The following is a 15355-nucleotide window of genomic DNA, read 5'->3' as shown; positions in this document are numbered from 1 at the left end:
AAGCGACTATGACAAAAGAAATTGTAGCTCTGGCGGGTGATGGTATCGGCCCAGAAATCATGGAAGCCGGTCTCCAAGTACTTGCTGCTGTTGCGGACAAGTTCGGTTTTACGTATCATATCACGGAGAAGGCTTTTGGGGGTGCTGGTATCGATGCGGAAGGTCATCCTCTGCCTCAGTCAACTCTAGAAGCGGCCAAGGAGGCGGATGCTATTCTCCTAGCAGCTATCGGCAGTCCCCAGTATGATAATGCTCCAGTTCGTCCTGAGCAAGGCTTGCTCGCTCTGCGGAAGGAGCTTGAACTCTATGCCAATATACGCCCAGTTAAGATTTTCGATGCTCTGAAGCATTTGTCGCCTTTGAAACCTGAAAGAATTGCTGGTGTGGATTTCGTGGTCGTGCGCGAGCTGACTGGTGGGATTTACTTTGGCGAGCATATTTTGGAAGACAGAACCGCGCGGGATATCAATGACTACAGCTATGAAGAGGTGGAGCGAATTGTCCGTAAGGCTTTTGACATTGCGCGTGGTCGCAGAAAGCGCGTGACCAGTATTGACAAGCAAAATGTACTAGCGACATCCAAGCTCTGGCGCAGAGTAGCAGATGAGGTGGCCAAGGATTATCCAGATGTGACCTTGGAGCACCAGCTGGTGGACAGCGCTGCGATGCTCATGATTACCAATCCTGCTAAGTTTGATGTTGTTGTAACGGAAAATCTTTTTGGGGATATTCTATCCGACGAGTCCAGTGTCCTGTCAGGGACGCTGGGAGTTATGCCATCAGCCAGTCATTCGGCTACTGGGCCAAGTCTTTACGAGCCTATCCATGGTTCAGCTCCTGATATTGCAGGGCTAGGTATTGCCAATCCTATCAGCATGATCCTTTCTGTAGCCATGATGCTGCGGGATAGTTTTGCAGAGCTAGAAGCTGCAGAAGCGATTGAAGCAGCGGTTGAAAAGACCTTGGCTCAAGGGATTTTAACGCGAGATCTGGGCGGTCAGGCGACAACAACTCAAATGACGGAGGCCATTATCAATAACTTATGAAATGGATACTAACAGGTATTTGCCTGATATGGAACCTTATCGTTTTCCTCCTTTATGGCTGGGATAAGCGTAAGGCTAAGAAAAATCACTACCGCATTCCAGAGAAGACTTTGCTCTTGTCAGCATTAGGAGCCGGAGGTTTGGGCGCTTTCTTAGGTGGTCGCCTCTTTCACCACAAGACCAGAAAATGGTATTTCTGGTTGGCTTGGATTTGCGGAATAATAGTGGAAATTGGAATTTTGTATTACATATGGAGAAGCTAGTATGGCTGGAAAATCAATTTTTGATAAGATTTGGGAAAGACACGTAATAACAGGCCAAGAAGGTCAACCCCAGCTTATGTATGTGGATCAGCATTATATTCATGAAGTAACCAGCCCTCAGGCTTTTCAAGGACTTCGAGATGCCGGTCGCAAGGTTAGACGACCGGACTTAACTTTTGGAACTTTTGACCATAATGTTCCTACGGTCAATATCTATGATATTCGGGATGTGATTTCCAAGGCTCAGATTGATAAACTTTCTGAGAACGTCAAGGATTTTGGCATCGAGCATGCGGCTCACGGATCGGAACTGCAGGGGATTGTTCATATGGTTGGACCCGAAACAGGCAAGACTCAACCGGGCAAATTTATCGTCTGTGGCGATAGTCACACGGCTACTCACGGAGCTTTTGGAGCTATTGCTTTTGGAATTGGTACTTCAGAGGTGGAGCACGTCTTTGCCACGCAGACCATTTGGCAAGTCAAACCCAAGAAAATGCTGGTCAAATTTACCGGAGTTCCACCTAAAGGTGTTTATTCAAAAGATTTTATCCTCGCTTTAATTGCCAAATACGGTGTAGCTGCGGGTGTTGGCTATGTGGTAGAGTATGCCGGTGATGCGATTGACCATCTGACCATGGAAGAGCGTATGACCATCTGCAATATGTCCATTGAGTTTGGCTCCAAGATGGGCATTATGAATCCTGACCAGAAGACTTATGATTACGTTCAAGGGCGGCCGGGCGCTCCCAAGGACTTTGAGGCGGCGGTAGCTGATTGGAAGACTCTGGTCAGTGATCCTGATGCTGTCTATGATAAGGTCATTGAGATGGATGTCTCCGAGCTGGCACCTATGGTAACTTGGGGAACCAATCCTTCTATGGGAGTAGAGTTTGGCGCGGCTTTCCCAGAAATCCGCGATATGAACGACGAGCGGGCTTACAATTACATGGACCTCGCCCCGGGTAAGAAAGCAGAAGATATTGACCTAGGTTATATCTTTATCGGATCCTGTACCAATGCCAGACTCAGCGATTTGCAGCTGGCGGCTAAGTTTGTCGCTGGCAAGCATATCGCTCCCAATCTGACTGCTATCGTCGTACCAGGCTCTCGTCCGGTCAAGCGGGCTGCTGAAAAGATGGGACTGGATAAAATTTTCATGGATGCAGGCTTTGAGTGGCGCGATCCGGGCTGTTCCATGTGCCTGGGAATGAATCCAGACAAGGTGCCAGACGGAGTTCACTGTGCTTCGACTAGCAATCGGAACTTTGAGGATCGGCAGGGATTTGGAGCTAAAACCCATCTTTGCAGTCCGGCAATGGCCGCAGCGGCAGCCATCGCCGGGCACTTCGTAGACGTCCGCCAACTACCGGAGGTCCAGTAAGGAAGGTTTATGGAAAAATTTACAATCTACACGGGGACAACAGTGCCCCTCATGAACGATAATATCGATACGGACCAAATTTTGCCCAAGCAGTTTCTCAAGTTGATTGATAAAAAAGGTTTTGGCAAGTATCTCATGTATGCTTGGCGTTATCTGGACAATCGATATACTGAAGATCCTGATTTCGTCTTTAATAGACCGGAGTACCGCAAGGCAACTATTCTGATTTCAGGAGATAATTTCGGGGCGGGTTCCTCTCGGGAGCACGCTGCCTGGGCCTTGGCTGACTATGGCTTCAAGGTAGTCATTGCTGGATCTTTCGGGGATATTCACTACAACAATGAGCTTAATAACGGTATGCTACCAATTGTCCAGCCGCTAGAAGTGCGGCAAGCCTTGGCGAATCTGAAACCGACGGATGAAGTGACGGTGGATTTGGAGCAGCAGAAGATTTTTTCACCGGTGGGAGAATTCTCCTTTGACATTGATGGTGAATGGAAGCACAAGCTCCTCAACGGTCTGGATGACATCGGCATTACACTCCAGTATGAGGATTTGATTGCAGAATATGAAAAAAATCGTCCATCTTATTGGCAGTAACCTTATTTTTGCTATATTGAGAAAATTCTGAAAAAATCTTGTTTCCAATAAAAATATATGGTAAAATAAATCTTAATTTAATAGAAAAGGAAGAAACTTATGACAAAACACATTCAATGGAACGGAACTCTTTCACAAGAAGGCTATGACATCTTGAAAGGCGATGGCGGCTGCATCGTTTGCCCGACCAAGGTGGGTTACATCATCATGACCAGCGATAAAGCTGGCTTGGAGCGTAAGTTCGAAGCTAAGGCACGTAACCGTAATAAGCCAGGTGTTGTCCTCTGTGGCAGTATGGATGAGCTTCGCGCTTTAGCACAACTCAATCCGGAAATTGAAGCTTTTTACCAAAAGCATTGGGATGAAGACATCCTCTTGGGCTGTATCCTTCCATGGAAGCCGGAAGCTTTTGAAAAGCTCAAAGCCTATGGCGACGGTCGGGAAGAGTTGATGACAGATGTTCGTGGCACTAGCTGTTTTGTTATTAAGTTTGGTAAGGCGGGCGAGCAGCTGGCAGCTAAGCTTTGGGAAGAAGGTAAGATGGTCTATGCTTCCTCAGCCAACCCATCCGGTAAAGGAAACCGCGGCAAGGTAGAAGGAATTGGAGAGCGCATCGAAAATGCTGTTGATTTGGTTATTGAAGCAGATGACTATGTAGCCTCTATCCAGCCAGACAAGACCATTGAAACTCGCTACGAGCAAGGCGTTATGGTCTCTATGGTGGATAAAGATGGAAAACTGATTCCAGAACAAGGTGGGCAACGTTCCATCTCACCAGCACCAGTGGTCATCCGCAAAGGCTTGGACATCGACAAAATCATGATGCACCTGTCAGATACCTTTAACTCATGGGATTACCGTCAGGGTGAATATTACTAAGATAAAAATAAGCTCAGTGTGGGAGAGGGATTTCCTCTTTACACTGGGCTTTTTGTTTTGAACTTTGAGTTTAAAGATCTTTACCCAATTTTAAATTATTTCTAAATCGAATAAAATCCTTGACAAGTGTAATATCGGGTGTTACAATAAATAGAAAAAATTCGATATAGAAATAAATTGGAGGAAGTATGAAAGATAGTCATTTAGTTGCCCATCATATTCGTTTGTTGAATGGGCGGATTTTTCAAAAGTTACTGAGTCAGGATCCTGAAACCCTTTATCGGAGTGAGCAGGGCAAGATTCTCACTGTTTTATGGAATAGTGAGACAGGTTGCGCTACGGCGACAGATATTGCGCTTGCGACTGGTCTTGCTAACAATACGCTAACAACCATGATTAAGAAGCTTGAGGAGCAAAATCTGATCACCATCAGTCCATGTGGAATAGATAAGAGAAAAAAATATGTCAAGTTGACAGAGCAGGGTTGGTCTCAGAAGGAAGTTGGCCATCGTATCAGTCAAAAGTTGGATGCTATTTTTTATAAAGGCTTCTCAGAGGAAGAAATTTGCCAATTTGAAAGTTATCAGGAACGTATTTTAGCCAATCTGAAAGAGAAAGCAAATGAGGCATAAATCATGTCAAAACAAGTTGAAAATGCGCAAAATTTATATATTCATGCCATTCAAGACGGGTGTGTTGCTGAGGCTCAAGCCCAGTCTGTAGGGGATACCTACATTCAACACTCGACAGGTGTGCCAGATGGGAAAGAAGGTTTTGCGGCTTTCTTTGCAAATTTCTTTGAGCGCCATCCCGAGCGTGAGATGAAAATTGTTCGCACTATTGAAGACGGCAATCTAGTCTTCGTCCATGTTCATCAATATCTCAATGGTGGGGAAGCTCAATGGGTGACGACAGATACTTTCCGTGCGGATGAGAATGGTCGTATCGTGGAGCATTGGGATGTTATTGACTACTATCGAACACCTGAAAATGGCCAATTAGATCAGATTTTTGGTGATTTTGAGATCAAGGATTTGGATAAGACAGCAGAAAATAAAAAGTTAGTTCGCCGTTTCTTGACAGAAATTTTCCAAAATGGGGAACTGGAGCAGTGGAGTGATTATGTAGCAGACGATTTGATTCAGCATAATCATGAGATTGGACAAGGAAGTGCTGCTTATAAAGACTATGTGGCTGAACATGGGGTTACTTTTGACTTTGTTTTCCAACTTTTGGGACAAGGAAACTATGTGGTCAGCTATGGGCAGACTCAGATTGATGGCGTTGCCTATGCCCAGTATGACATCTTCCGTTTGGAGAATGGCTTGATTGTTGAGCATTGGGACAATAAAGAAGTCATGCCTAAGGTAGAAGACTTGACCAACCGAGGGAAGTTTTAAAAGGAGATACTAAGATGAAAGCTGTGCTTGTTAAGGAAGCTGGGGGACCAGAAGTTCTGCAGGTTGTGGAAGTTCCAAAACCGACTGTTAAAGAAGGTTGGACCTTGGTCAAGGTGCAAGGATTTGGAATCAACCATAGCGAGATTTTTACTCGTCAAGGACTATCGCCGTCCGTTCAATTTCCACGGATTTTAGGAATTAAATGTGTGGGACTTGTAGAGGAGACCAATCGTCCCGATTTGCAGGTCGGGCAGCAAATCATTTCCATCATGGGAGAAATGGGGCGTGCTTTTGATGGTGGTTATGCTGAGTACGTTTTGCTACCGGATGAACAGTTTTATCCTGTGAGGACAAAGCTTGCTTTGGAAAGTTTAATCGCACTGCCTGAAACCTACTATACAGCATTTGGCTCTTATCTCAATCTCAAGATTGAGGAGGGAGACAGAGTTCTGGTTCGAGCAGCGACTAGTGGTGTTGGGATTGCTTTTGCAAAGCTTCTCAAAGGGCAATTTCCAAATGTCTATTTAGCGGGAAGTAGCCGTAGTCTGAGCAAGGAAAAGCAACTAAAAGAGGCAGGATTTAATCAGGTAATTTTGGACAAGGATGGTGTTTTGCAAACGAAAGAGCAGTTTGACAAGGTCTTGGATCTTGTCGGTCCGAGTGCTATTCTTGATACATTTGCTCGGACGGCAGATGGTGGTATGATCTGTTCTTGTGGCTTGCTGGGCGGTCAGTGGACTATTCCAGACTTTGACCCTATTGAAATGCTTTACCGCAATCTCTACTTGACTACCTTTGTTTCTGGCAATGTGTCTCAAGACAAGCTACAAGCTTTGGTGGACTTTGTGGAGCGGTATCAGGTAGACGTACGACCTGAAAAAGTATTTTCTATTGAGCAAATCCAGGACGCTCATGCTTATCTGGAAAGTAGCCAATCTTTTGGCAAGGTTATCGTAATAAATAAGGAGAAGAAATGATTGAATATAAAAATGTAGCGCTACGCTATACAGAAAAGGATGTCTTGAGAGATGTCAATTTAAGGATTGAGAACGGAGAGTTTATGGTTTTAGTTGGGCCATCTGGGTCAGGTAAGACGACCATGATAAAGATGATCAACCGTCTTTTAGAGCCAACAGATGGCAATATCTATATGGATGATAAACGGATTAAGGATTATGATGAGCGTGAGCTACGCCTCTCTACAGGCTATGTCTTACAGGCGATTGCCCTCTTCCCAAACCTAACTGTGGCTGAAAATATTGCCCTGATTCCTGAGATGAAGGGGTGGACTAAGGAAGAGATTGCTCAGAAAACAGAAGAGCTTTTGGCTAAGGTTGGTTTACCAGTAGCTGAGTATGGACATCGACTTCCTAGTGAATTATCTGGTGGAGAACAGCAACGGGTGGGCATTGTCCGGGCCATGATTGGTCAACCTAAGATTCTACTCATGGATGAACCTTTTTCGGCCTTGGATGCCATTTCGAGAAAACAACTACAAACTTTGACCAGAGAATTGCACAATGAATTTGGGATGACGACAATCTTTGTGACTCATGATACGGACGAGGCTTTAAAGTTGGGGAATCGGATTGCCGTTCTGCAGGACGGGGAGATTCGTCAAGTGGCGACACCTGAGGAAATCTTATCTGCACCTGCAACCAGCTTCGTAGCGGATTTATTTGGAGGTGTTCAACATGACTAATTTGATTTCTACCTTTCAGGAGCGCTTTGGTGATTGGGTAACAGCCCTTGGTCAGCACCTCCAGCTCTCTCTTCTGACCTTACTTGTGGCCATCTTCCTGACTATTCCGCTCGCTATCTATCTCCATAGTCATAAAAAAGCAGCCAATTGGGTGCTGCAAATTGCAGGAATCTTTCAAACCATTCCTTCAATGGCCTTGCTGGGACTCTTTATCCCGCTTATGGGGATTGGTACACTGCCGGCACTGACTGCTCTGGTGATTTACGCTATTTTCCCGATTTTAGAAAATACTGTCACGGCTTTGAATGGGATTGATCCTAGTTTAGAGGAAGCTGGAATCGCTTTTGGGATGACCAAGTGGGAGCGGCTCAAAAAGTTTGAACTGCCTCTAGCTATGCCCGTCATCGTGTCAGGAGTTCGGACGGCAACGGTTATGATTATCGGAACAGCAACTCTAGCAGCCCTTGTTGGAGCTGGTGGATTAGGTTCTTTTATCCTTCTAGGAATTGATCGTCGCAATGCTAGTCTAATCTTGATTGGAGCAATTTCATCCGCAGTTTTGGCAATTCTTTTCAACAGTCTCCTTAAATGGATGGAAAAGGCCAAGCTTCGGACGGTTTTTGCAGCTTTTGCGGTCTTAATCCTCGGACTAGGCGCTTCTTATACGCCGAGTTTATTACCTAAACAAAGCAAGGATAATCTGGTCATTGCTGGGAAATTGGGTCCAGAGCCAGAAATTCTTATGAATATGTATAAACTCCTAATCGAGGAAAATACTGATATGACTGTGACGGTCAAACCAAACTTTGGTAAAACCGACTTCCTTTATCAGGCTTTAAAGAAAGGCGATATTGATATCTATCCTGAGTTTACCGGTACGATTACTGGAACTCTCTTGCAGCTTGCTCCAAAGGTCAGCAATGATGCTGAAGAAGTTTTTGAAGCAGCACGCGATGGCATTAAGAAACAGGACAATCTAGTCTTGCTCAATCACATGGCCTATCAGAATACCTATGCGATTGCAGTTCCAAAGACTATCGCCAAAGAATATAATCTTAAAACAATTTCTGACCTTAAGGCGGTTCAGGATAAACTCAAAGCTGGCTTTACCCTAGAGTTTAACGACCGTGAAGATGGGAATAAGGGGCTTCAGTCGGTCTATGGACTCAATCTCAATGTATCAACTATGGAGCCAGCACTTCGCTACCAAGCTATCCAGTCGGGTGATATTCAAATCACGGATGCCTATTCGACTGATGCAGAACTTGCGCGTTATGATTTACAAGTTCTAGAAGACGATAAGCACCTTTTCCCTCCTTATCAAGGGGCACCTCTCCTGAAGGCTGAACTGCTAGAAAAACACCCTGAGTTGGAAGGTATTCTCAATAAGCTGGCTGGTAAAATTACAGAAAGCCAGATGAGCCAGATGAATTATCAAGTCGGCATTGAAGGCAAAAAAGCGGAAGCTGTCGCGCGTGATTATCTGGTCAAGGAAGGACTTTTAAAAAAATAAGAAGTAAGAGAGTTAGACTTATAAGGTCTAGCTTTTTTACTTATTTTAGAATAGATAGACTGCAGATTGAAGAAGATACATCAGTAATATTCATCCATTTTTGGTATAATAAGGTATCAATGCATGGAGGTGTTCCGATGGCATCTAGTCAAGAATATTTGGATTTTATCTTGAAGCAGCTGCAAGGCTTAGGTCAAGAAATCAGTTTTCGCAAGATGATGGGGGAATATTTGCTCTATTATCGAGGTCGCTTATTTGGCGGGATTTATGACAATCGCTTGCTACTCAAGCCAGTTCAGCCTGCTCTGACTCTCTTAGAGAATCCAGTCTATGAACTCCCTTATCCAGGTGCAAAGCCAATGCTTCATATAGAAGAAGTAGAAGATCCTGCCTTTCTCTGTAGTTTGATTGAGGCTGTCTATCCTATCTTGCCAGCACCTAAAAAGAAAAAATAGTCTTTCTGTTCTAATGGATATTTCTAAAATTTTCCGTTGTAATAGACATTTTAAAAATTTTCCTTTATAATGGACTTAAAGGAGGTTTGATCAGCTATGCTTTATATTGCTCTTATTGGAGATTTGATTGAGTCCAAACAGCTAAAAAACCGCAAGCAGGCGCAGCAAGAGTTGCAGGAATTGATGGCGGTGCTAAATCAGGATTATCGAGATTATCTGGTGTCGCCTTTTACAGTAACGACTGGAGACGAGTTTCAGGCTTTGCTGCGGCCTAATCCTGAGATCATGCGGCTCATTGATCAGATTGCCTTAGGCTTTCCTCATCCGATTCGCTTTGGTCTTGGTCTGGGTGAAATTGTGACGGATATCAATCGCGAACAAAGTATTGGCTCGGACGGTCCAGCCTACTGGAGGGCACGCGCAGCTATTAACGCAGTCCACGAAAAAAATGATTATGGCAGCAGTCGCATAGCTGTATCCTTAGGAGATGAAGAGCTCAGTCAGGCGGTCAATACGGTGCTGGCGGCTGCGTCCTTTATCCAGAGCAAGTGGAATAACAGTCAGAGAGAAGTTCTGGAGCGGATGCTCATGGAATATATCTATGACGAGAATTTTTCTCATGGAGAAATAGCAGAGCTGTTGCAGATAAGTCCCAGTGCGCTTAGTAAGCGGCTCAAGTCGTCTGGTCTGAAGATCTATCTGAGAAATCGCCGTTTAGCTATGAGAATGATTTTACAGGCAGCATAGGAGGCTGAACAATGACAAATTTTATGGGATTTTCAGAATTTTTCATGCAGAATCCGATTCTTGTATTGACTTTGCTGGCCCATGTGCTAGCTGATTTTCAGCTTCAAAGTCAGAAAATGGCCGACCTAAAAAGCCGGCGGTTGAATTTTTTGATTCTCCACTTGGGAATTGTTCTCTTGCCCTTGTTGCTCTTAGGGCTAGTCCTACCTAAGTATCTGCTATATTTCGGCTTGGTCTGGCTCAGTCATGCGCTTATTGACTTCTTAAAGAATAGGCTGAATTCATTGATTGTCCAGCAGCATGCTCAAAAGTTTGCCTTTATACTGGATCAGATTTTGCATTTGATTAGCATTTTTGCTCTTTATTTTCTTTTAGGGCAGCAGCAAATTCCAGCTCCTAATTGGCTGTCTGAGCGCTACCTCATGCTGCAGGCTCTCTTTTTCTTCGCCCTTACTGGCAAGCCGATTAATATCCTCTTTAAACTCTTCTTCAGCAAGTACCAGGCAGGAGAAGACAGTGGGGAGACTATTGCGGGGGCTGGTGCCATGATTGGGATTTTGGAACGCTTGATTATGGGACTTTCCCTTATTTTTGGGCAGTTTACTGCCATTGGGTTAGTTTTTACAGCTAAATCTATTGCCCGCTATAATAAGATCTCAGAAAGCCAGTCTTTTGCAGAATACTATCTGATTGGTTCACTCTTTAGCATGATCAGCGTTTTACTGACTTATGGCTTGCTTTATTGGTAATAAAAACGAGACTGGGATAGGATTTCCGGTCTTTACTCTAATTCTCGTTTGATACAAGGTAAGGAGAAGTCACATGGCAAAATCCCTAGAAGATATGTCTTTAGAAGAATTATGGCAGTTGTTCCCGATTTTCTTAAAGGAGTATAATGAGGATTGGGCAGCTTGGTATAAGGAGGAAAGCAGAAGAATACAAAGTTTTTTGCCAGCAAATCAGTTGTATAAAATGCATCATATTGGCTCCACATCTATTGAGGGGATATGGGCTAAGCCGATTATTGATATTCTTTTAGAAATTCCTCGAAGTGAAGATATGGGTAGCATCCAGAGAAAATTGCTGGAGTATGGCTACCTGCTTATGTCAGAGTCAGAAGGCCGAATGACTTTTAACAAGGGCTATACACTGCAAGGTTTTGCTGAACGCGTTTTTCACTTGCATTTGCGCTACTATGGAGACAATGATGAACTCTATTTCCGAGACTATCTGAAAGATCATTCAGCTGTCGCTAAAGACTACGAGCATTTAAAATTAATCTTATGGAAAAAGTACGAGCACAATCGTGATGCCTATACAGAAGCTAAAACCGATTTCATTAGGCAGTACACACAAAAAGCTAAACAGCTTTATAAGAGAAGGTATGACGATGAAATTGAATAGCATGGTAGTTCTTGGTGCGATGATTTTCTATTCAAGTTAATACGAATAAAAATGAAATAAATACGTTTTAATACAAATTAAGTTCCTTTAAATTCTTTTTAAATAGAACATCGTCTTCTTTAGTTGTTTAAGGTTATTAGAAATGTTATGATACTAATCCATACGAGTTAGGAGGTGGAAAATGAGAAAACGGTCTATTATCGCACTCTCAACTTTTCTGTTTATTGCTCTTGTTAGCTTATTTCTAATCTACAATCGGCAAACCAAAGGATTAAATAGTAGAGACTATATTCAGTCAAGCACACCAACCTTGTTTTTCCACGGTTATGGCTCAAGCGCCAATGCTGAAAAGCATATGGTAGAAGCAGCCAGACAAGCTGGGGTTACTCAAACAATTATCACAGCCACAGTTGACAGTCATGCTAAAGTAACTCTTAAAGGTGATATTCCGAAAAATGCTGTTAATCCAATTGTCATGGTTGAGTTCAAAGACAATCGAAATGCCAACTATGCTCAGGATGGAGAGTATGCGGCAGCAGTTGTCAGAGAGTTGCAAGCAAGATATGGCTTTAAAAAGATGAATTTTGTTGCACATTCTATGGGAAATATGTCTATCCTATTTTACCTATTGGAGCACGCTCAAAATGAAGAACTTCCACAACTACAAAAGCAGGTAAATATCGCCAATCATGCCAATGGTTTGGAGGGTATGGATCTGCCAGCTAATTTGACCATTCTAGATAACCATACAGGGCAGCCTAGCGCCATGAGTGATAGCTATCAAAAACTTCTGGGCTTGCGCGAAATTTATCCGCAAGATCAAGTGGATGTTCTCAATATCTATGGAGATTTTAAAAATGAATCGGATGGTTCCGTCTTAAACGTTTCTTCTCGCAGTCTCAAGTATCTTGTAATTGACAATGCCAAGTCCTATCAGGAAAAACGAGTGTCTGGTCCTCTGGCTCAGCATAGCCAGCTACATGAAAATCCAGAAGTCGATAGATTATTGATTGATTTTCTTTGGGGCAAATGATTTTAAGAATTGCAGGCTATTCTTTGTCTATAAGAAAACTTTAAGCATTTTATACTATTTTGTTCTATGGGAAGTTTTCCTTTCCTAATTTAGTATGACAGCGCAATCCGCTGATTATAATCGAAGCTTCTCTAAAACCTTATTGTTTAGAGATAGATTGAGGAGTAAAATGAAATTTAAGAAAACATTACTGACAGCAGGAGCTTTTCTAGCTACTCTCTTTACCGTTTCTACTGCAATGGCTGACACAAACGTTCAAAAAGTCATTGACGAAACCTATGTTCAGCCTGAGTATGTCTTGGGCTATTCCTTGGATGACAGCCAAAAAGAGCAAACGCTTCAGCTCTTAGGCTACAATGCATCGAGTGATTCTAAACCTCTGAAAACAATGACACCTGATGTCTATTCAAAGATTATGAATGTGGCAAATGATCCTAGTTTACAGCTATATTCTTCTGTTAAGATTAAGAAGTTAGGTAACAAGAAACCACTTCAAGTTAAGATTGTTACGCCGCAAAACATCACCAAGGTTACAGAGGATATGTATCGCAATGCGGCAGTCACCTTGGGCGTACAGCATGCAGAAATCACAGTAGCAGCACCTATCCCTGTGACTGGAGAAAGCGCCCTGGCTGGTATTTATTACTCGCTGGAGGAAAATGGAGCAAGCGTTCCCCAGGAAAATAAAGACTTAGCTCAGGAAGAATTAGCAGCCCTTTCAAATATCAACGCTGAGAACCAGGGCAAGGAAGGTTACGATGCTGATAAGCTGAATGTGGCTCTGACAGATATAAAAACAGCTGTTGCCAATGCTAAAAAGAATAACAGCAACTTGACAGAAGCTGATGTCCGTAAAATCGTTGAAGAAACACTGAAAAACTACGGTCTCAGTAGTTCAGTCACAGCTGACCAAATCAATCTGATTATTAACTTTGCAGTCAATCTTTCAAATAACGGAGTCATCACAAATTCTGATTTCACAAAGACGCTCACCGACTTGAAAAACAGTATTGTTTCAAAGGCTGGTAACACATTCAATAATATCAACCTTAACTTTGATGCAAACGGACTTCTTGAAGATGGCGGAAATTTCTTTAGCAATATCTGGAATGCAATCGTCAATTTCTTTAAGGGCCTGCTAGGTCAATAAGACTGTCTAAAAAAATGCAACTAAAAACCAGCTAAATTCTAGCTGGTTTTTGCATATTTGTTATTCCCACTCCACAGTTGCAGGTGGTTTGCTGGTAATATCGTAGACGATGCGGTTAACATGGTCAACTTCATTGACGATACGAACAGAGATTTTTTGCAGAACATCCCAAGGTATCTTGGCAAAGTCAGCTGTCATCCCATCAATAGAGGTGATAGCACGAATGGCAATTGTGTAGTCGTAAGTCCGGCCATCGCCCATAACACCGACTGAACGAACGCCAGTGTTGACAGTGAAGTATTGCCAGATATCGCGGTCAAGACCAGCCTTGGCGATTTCTTCGCGGAGAATAGCATCTGACTCGCGGACAGTTTCCAATTTCTCCTCTGTGATTTCTCCCATGACACGAATAGCAAGACCAGGACCTGGGAATGGCTGACGCCAGACAATTTCATCAGGCATACCAAGCTCGGTACCCAAAGCGCGCACTTCATCCTTATAGAGCGTATTAAGTGGTTCAATCAGCTCAAACTGCATATCTTCTGGCAGACCGCCAACATTGTGGTGAGATTTGATGGTCTGAGCAGTATCGGTACCAGATTCGATAACGTCGGTATCCCCTGTGTGCCTTGAGCCAAGAATTTCACATCTTTCAGTTTGCTGGCTTCATCGTCAAAGACGTAGACAAACTCGTTTCCGATGATTTTACGTTTTTGCTCTGGATCAGATACACCAGCAAGTTTGTCAAGGAAACGCTTAGCTGCGTCCGCTTTAACGATATTAAGACCAAACTTGCCGCCCAGCATCTCCATAACTTGATCAGCTTCGCCTTTACGCAAAAGACCGTGATCTACAAAGATACAGATCAATTGATCTCCGATAGCTTTCTGCAAGAGGACACCTACAACAGAAGAGTCAACACCACCTGATAGGCCTAGAAGAACACGTTTGTCACCAACTGTTTCACGGATCTTTTGAATCTGCATATCAATGAAGTTATCCATAGACCAGTCTCCTTTTGCTCCACAGATATTAAGAGCGAAATTGCGCAAAATATCGTAACCATACTCGGAATGACGAACCTCAGGATGGAACTGGATTCCGTAGATTTTCTTGTCAGGATTTTCAATAGATGCAAAAGGACAGTCTGCAGATGTACCCGTACGGACAAAGTCTGCAGGAATCTCTGTCACCGCATCACCGTGGCTCATCAGGACAAGCTGCTCATCTGGTGTGCCTTTAAAAAGAGGAGAAGTAGCACGTGTCAGTTTGGATTGACCATATTCACGATTGCCAGCATCACCTGCTGGCAATACTTTCCCGCCCAATTTATGAGTCAAAAGCTGCATACCGTAGCAAATCCCTAAAATTGGAATCCCCAACTCAAAAATCTCTGGGTCAATATCAAATGAACCTTCTTCATAAACCGAGTTAGGCCCACCTGAAAGGATAATACCAACAGGACGGATAGCACGGACTTCATCCGCTGTGATCTTGTGGCTCTTGAGTTCAGAAAATACACCAATTTCACGGATGCGGCGTGAAATCAGCTGGTTGTACTGGCTGCCGTAATCAAGCACGATGATTTTTTCAACATCTTGCAATTCAGTTGTAGTTGTCATCTTTTCCCTTTCTTAAAAGAAGTAATCTTTTTCCCTCATTCTATCACAAAAATCGAATTTTTCCAAGGTAATAGAGCCAGCTCCAAGTAAAATAACTGGAAAATTAAAACATCTGTTCTAAAAAATGATAAACAAATAGGATTTCCCTACATTGATT

Annotated in this window: 16 protein-coding genes and 1 pseudogene; 16 read left to right on the top strand and 1 reads right to left on the bottom strand. The window is 43.3% G+C overall.

Annotation, left to right across the window (positions count from 1 at the left end; translation table 11 throughout):
- Positions 1 to 8: 8 nt before the first annotated feature.
- The 16 genes from leuB (at position 9) to HMPREF9960_RS00540 (ending at position 13576) form a co-directional block, all read left to right on the top strand.
- The gene (leuB, locus tag HMPREF9960_RS00615; RefSeq protein ID WP_005590284.1) at positions 9 to 1046 is read left to right on the top strand and encodes a 3-isopropylmalate dehydrogenase; all 1038 of its coding nucleotides are present in this window, start codon (positions 9 to 11) and stop codon (positions 1044 to 1046) included.
- Positions 1043 to 1309, top strand: coding sequence for a DUF1294 domain-containing protein (locus HMPREF9960_RS00610; RefSeq protein WP_005590286.1), 267 nt, complete (start codon positions 1043 to 1045; stop codon positions 1307 to 1309). The genes leuB and HMPREF9960_RS00610 overlap by 4 nt, the downstream gene beginning before the upstream one ends.
- Before the next feature lies 1 nt (position 1310).
- Positions 1311 to 2693, top strand: a complete 1383-nt coding sequence (gene leuC, locus HMPREF9960_RS00605) for a 3-isopropylmalate dehydratase large subunit (protein WP_005590287.1) — start codon at positions 1311 to 1313, stop codon at positions 2691 to 2693.
- A gap of 9 nt (positions 2694 to 2702) precedes the next feature.
- On the top strand, positions 2703 to 3293 hold the full coding sequence (gene leuD / locus HMPREF9960_RS00600) for a 3-isopropylmalate dehydratase small subunit (protein WP_005590289.1): 591 nt from the start codon (positions 2703 to 2705) through the stop codon (positions 3291 to 3293).
- Between the two features lie 99 nt (positions 3294 to 3392).
- Positions 3393 to 4172, top strand: coding sequence for an L-threonylcarbamoyladenylate synthase (locus tag HMPREF9960_RS00595; protein ID WP_005590290.1), 780 nt, complete (start codon positions 3393 to 3395; stop codon positions 4170 to 4172).
- Between the two features lie 188 nt (positions 4173 to 4360).
- Entirely contained in the window at positions 4361 to 4804 is a 444-nt protein-coding gene (locus tag HMPREF9960_RS00590; protein ID WP_005590291.1) for a MarR family winged helix-turn-helix transcriptional regulator, read from the top strand.
- 3 nt (positions 4805 to 4807) lie between these two features.
- Positions 4808 to 5572, top strand: a complete 765-nt coding sequence (locus HMPREF9960_RS00585; protein ID WP_005590292.1) for a nuclear transport factor 2 family protein — start codon at positions 4808 to 4810, stop codon at positions 5570 to 5572.
- Positions 5573 to 5586: 14 nt separating this feature from the next.
- Positions 5587 to 6549 carry a zinc-binding dehydrogenase gene (locus tag HMPREF9960_RS00580; protein WP_005590294.1) on the top strand — a complete coding sequence of 321 codons (963 nt, stop codon included), beginning with the start codon at positions 5587 to 5589 and terminating at the stop codon, positions 6547 to 6549.
- Positions 6546 to 7274 (top strand): ATP-binding cassette domain-containing protein, encoded by a 729-nt coding sequence (locus HMPREF9960_RS00575; protein WP_005590296.1) that lies wholly within the window; start codon positions 6546 to 6548, stop codon positions 7272 to 7274. Before HMPREF9960_RS00580 ends, HMPREF9960_RS00575 begins: the two co-directional genes overlap by 4 nt.
- Positions 7267 to 8787, top strand: a complete 1521-nt coding sequence (locus HMPREF9960_RS00570; protein WP_005590298.1) for an ABC transporter permease/substrate-binding protein — start codon at positions 7267 to 7269, stop codon at positions 8785 to 8787. The genes HMPREF9960_RS00575 and HMPREF9960_RS00570 overlap by 8 nt, the downstream gene beginning before the upstream one ends.
- 137 nt (positions 8788 to 8924) lie before the next feature.
- A complete protein-coding gene (locus HMPREF9960_RS00565; protein WP_005591927.1) occupies positions 8925 to 9242 on the top strand; it encodes a TfoX/Sxy family protein in 318 nt (105 codons plus the stop codon).
- Between the two features lie 96 nt (positions 9243 to 9338).
- Positions 9339 to 9989: a SatD family protein gene (locus tag HMPREF9960_RS00560; protein WP_005590300.1), complete on the top strand. Its 651-nt coding sequence runs from the start codon at positions 9339 to 9341 to the stop codon at positions 9987 to 9989.
- 11 nt (positions 9990 to 10000) lie between these two features.
- Positions 10001 to 10738, top strand: coding sequence for a DUF3307 domain-containing protein (locus HMPREF9960_RS00555; protein ID WP_005590301.1), 738 nt, complete (start codon positions 10001 to 10003; stop codon positions 10736 to 10738).
- A 73-nt stretch (positions 10739 to 10811) separates the two neighbouring features.
- On the top strand, positions 10812 to 11393 hold the full coding sequence (locus tag HMPREF9960_RS00550) for a GrpB family protein (protein ID WP_005590302.1): 582 nt from the start codon (positions 10812 to 10814) through the stop codon (positions 11391 to 11393).
- A 181-nt stretch (positions 11394 to 11574) separates the two neighbouring features.
- Positions 11575 to 12426, top strand: a complete 852-nt coding sequence (locus HMPREF9960_RS00545; protein WP_005590303.1) for an alpha/beta hydrolase — start codon at positions 11575 to 11577, stop codon at positions 12424 to 12426.
- Between the two features lie 169 nt (positions 12427 to 12595).
- Positions 12596 to 13576 carry a DUF1002 domain-containing protein gene (locus HMPREF9960_RS00540; protein WP_005591935.1) on the top strand — a complete coding sequence of 327 codons (981 nt, stop codon included), beginning with the start codon at positions 12596 to 12598 and terminating at the stop codon, positions 13574 to 13576.
- 60 nt (positions 13577 to 13636) lie between these two features.
- Here HMPREF9960_RS00540 and guaA read toward each other — a convergent pair.
- Positions 13637 to 15198, bottom strand: a pseudogene (gene guaA, locus HMPREF9960_RS00535) (glutamine-hydrolyzing GMP synthase).
- Positions 15199 to 15355 lie beyond the last annotated feature (157 nt).

Origin of the sequence: Streptococcus cristatus ATCC 51100, assembly GCF_000222765.1 — a bacterium.
Taxonomy (GTDB): Bacteria; Bacillota; Bacilli; order Lactobacillales; family Streptococcaceae; genus Streptococcus; species Streptococcus cristatus.
This window is presented reverse-complemented; position numbering and strand designations above follow the sequence as displayed.

What these genes read in the sequence shown, in the direction of transcription:
- HMPREF9960_RS00595 (WP_005590290.1), top strand. Translation starts at nt 3,393, where the DNA reads ATGACAAAACACATTCAATGGAACGGAACTCTTTCACAAGAAGGCTAT.
- HMPREF9960_RS00585 (WP_005590292.1), top strand. Translation starts at nt 4,808, where the DNA reads ATGTCAAAACAAGTTGAAAATGCGCAAAATTTATATATTCATGCCATT.
- leuC (WP_005590287.1), top strand. Translation starts at nt 1,311, where the DNA reads ATGGCTGGAAAATCAATTTTTGATAAGATTTGGGAAAGACACGTAATA.
- HMPREF9960_RS00550 (WP_005590302.1), top strand. Translation starts at nt 10,812, where the DNA reads ATGGCAAAATCCCTAGAAGATATGTCTTTAGAAGAATTATGGCAGTTG.
- HMPREF9960_RS00545 (WP_005590303.1), top strand. Translation starts at nt 11,575, where the DNA reads ATGAGAAAACGGTCTATTATCGCACTCTCAACTTTTCTGTTTATTGCT.
- HMPREF9960_RS00555 (WP_005590301.1), top strand. Translation starts at nt 10,001, where the DNA reads ATGACAAATTTTATGGGATTTTCAGAATTTTTCATGCAGAATCCGATT.
- HMPREF9960_RS00610 (WP_005590286.1), top strand. Translation starts at nt 1,043, where the DNA reads ATGAAATGGATACTAACAGGTATTTGCCTGATATGGAACCTTATCGTT.
- leuB (WP_005590284.1), top strand. Translation starts at nt 9, where the DNA reads ATGACAAAAGAAATTGTAGCTCTGGCGGGTGATGGTATCGGCCCAGAA.
- leuD (WP_005590289.1), top strand. Translation starts at nt 2,703, where the DNA reads ATGGAAAAATTTACAATCTACACGGGGACAACAGTGCCCCTCATGAAC.
- HMPREF9960_RS00575 (WP_005590296.1), top strand. Translation starts at nt 6,546, where the DNA reads ATGATTGAATATAAAAATGTAGCGCTACGCTATACAGAAAAGGATGTC.
- HMPREF9960_RS00580 (WP_005590294.1), top strand. Translation starts at nt 5,587, where the DNA reads ATGAAAGCTGTGCTTGTTAAGGAAGCTGGGGGACCAGAAGTTCTGCAG.
- HMPREF9960_RS00565 (WP_005591927.1), top strand. Translation starts at nt 8,925, where the DNA reads ATGGCATCTAGTCAAGAATATTTGGATTTTATCTTGAAGCAGCTGCAA.
- HMPREF9960_RS00540 (WP_005591935.1), top strand. Translation starts at nt 12,596, where the DNA reads ATGAAATTTAAGAAAACATTACTGACAGCAGGAGCTTTTCTAGCTACT.
- HMPREF9960_RS00560 (WP_005590300.1), top strand. Translation starts at nt 9,339, where the DNA reads ATGCTTTATATTGCTCTTATTGGAGATTTGATTGAGTCCAAACAGCTA.
- HMPREF9960_RS00570 (WP_005590298.1), top strand. Translation starts at nt 7,267, where the DNA reads ATGACTAATTTGATTTCTACCTTTCAGGAGCGCTTTGGTGATTGGGTA.
- HMPREF9960_RS00590 (WP_005590291.1), top strand. Translation starts at nt 4,361, where the DNA reads ATGAAAGATAGTCATTTAGTTGCCCATCATATTCGTTTGTTGAATGGG.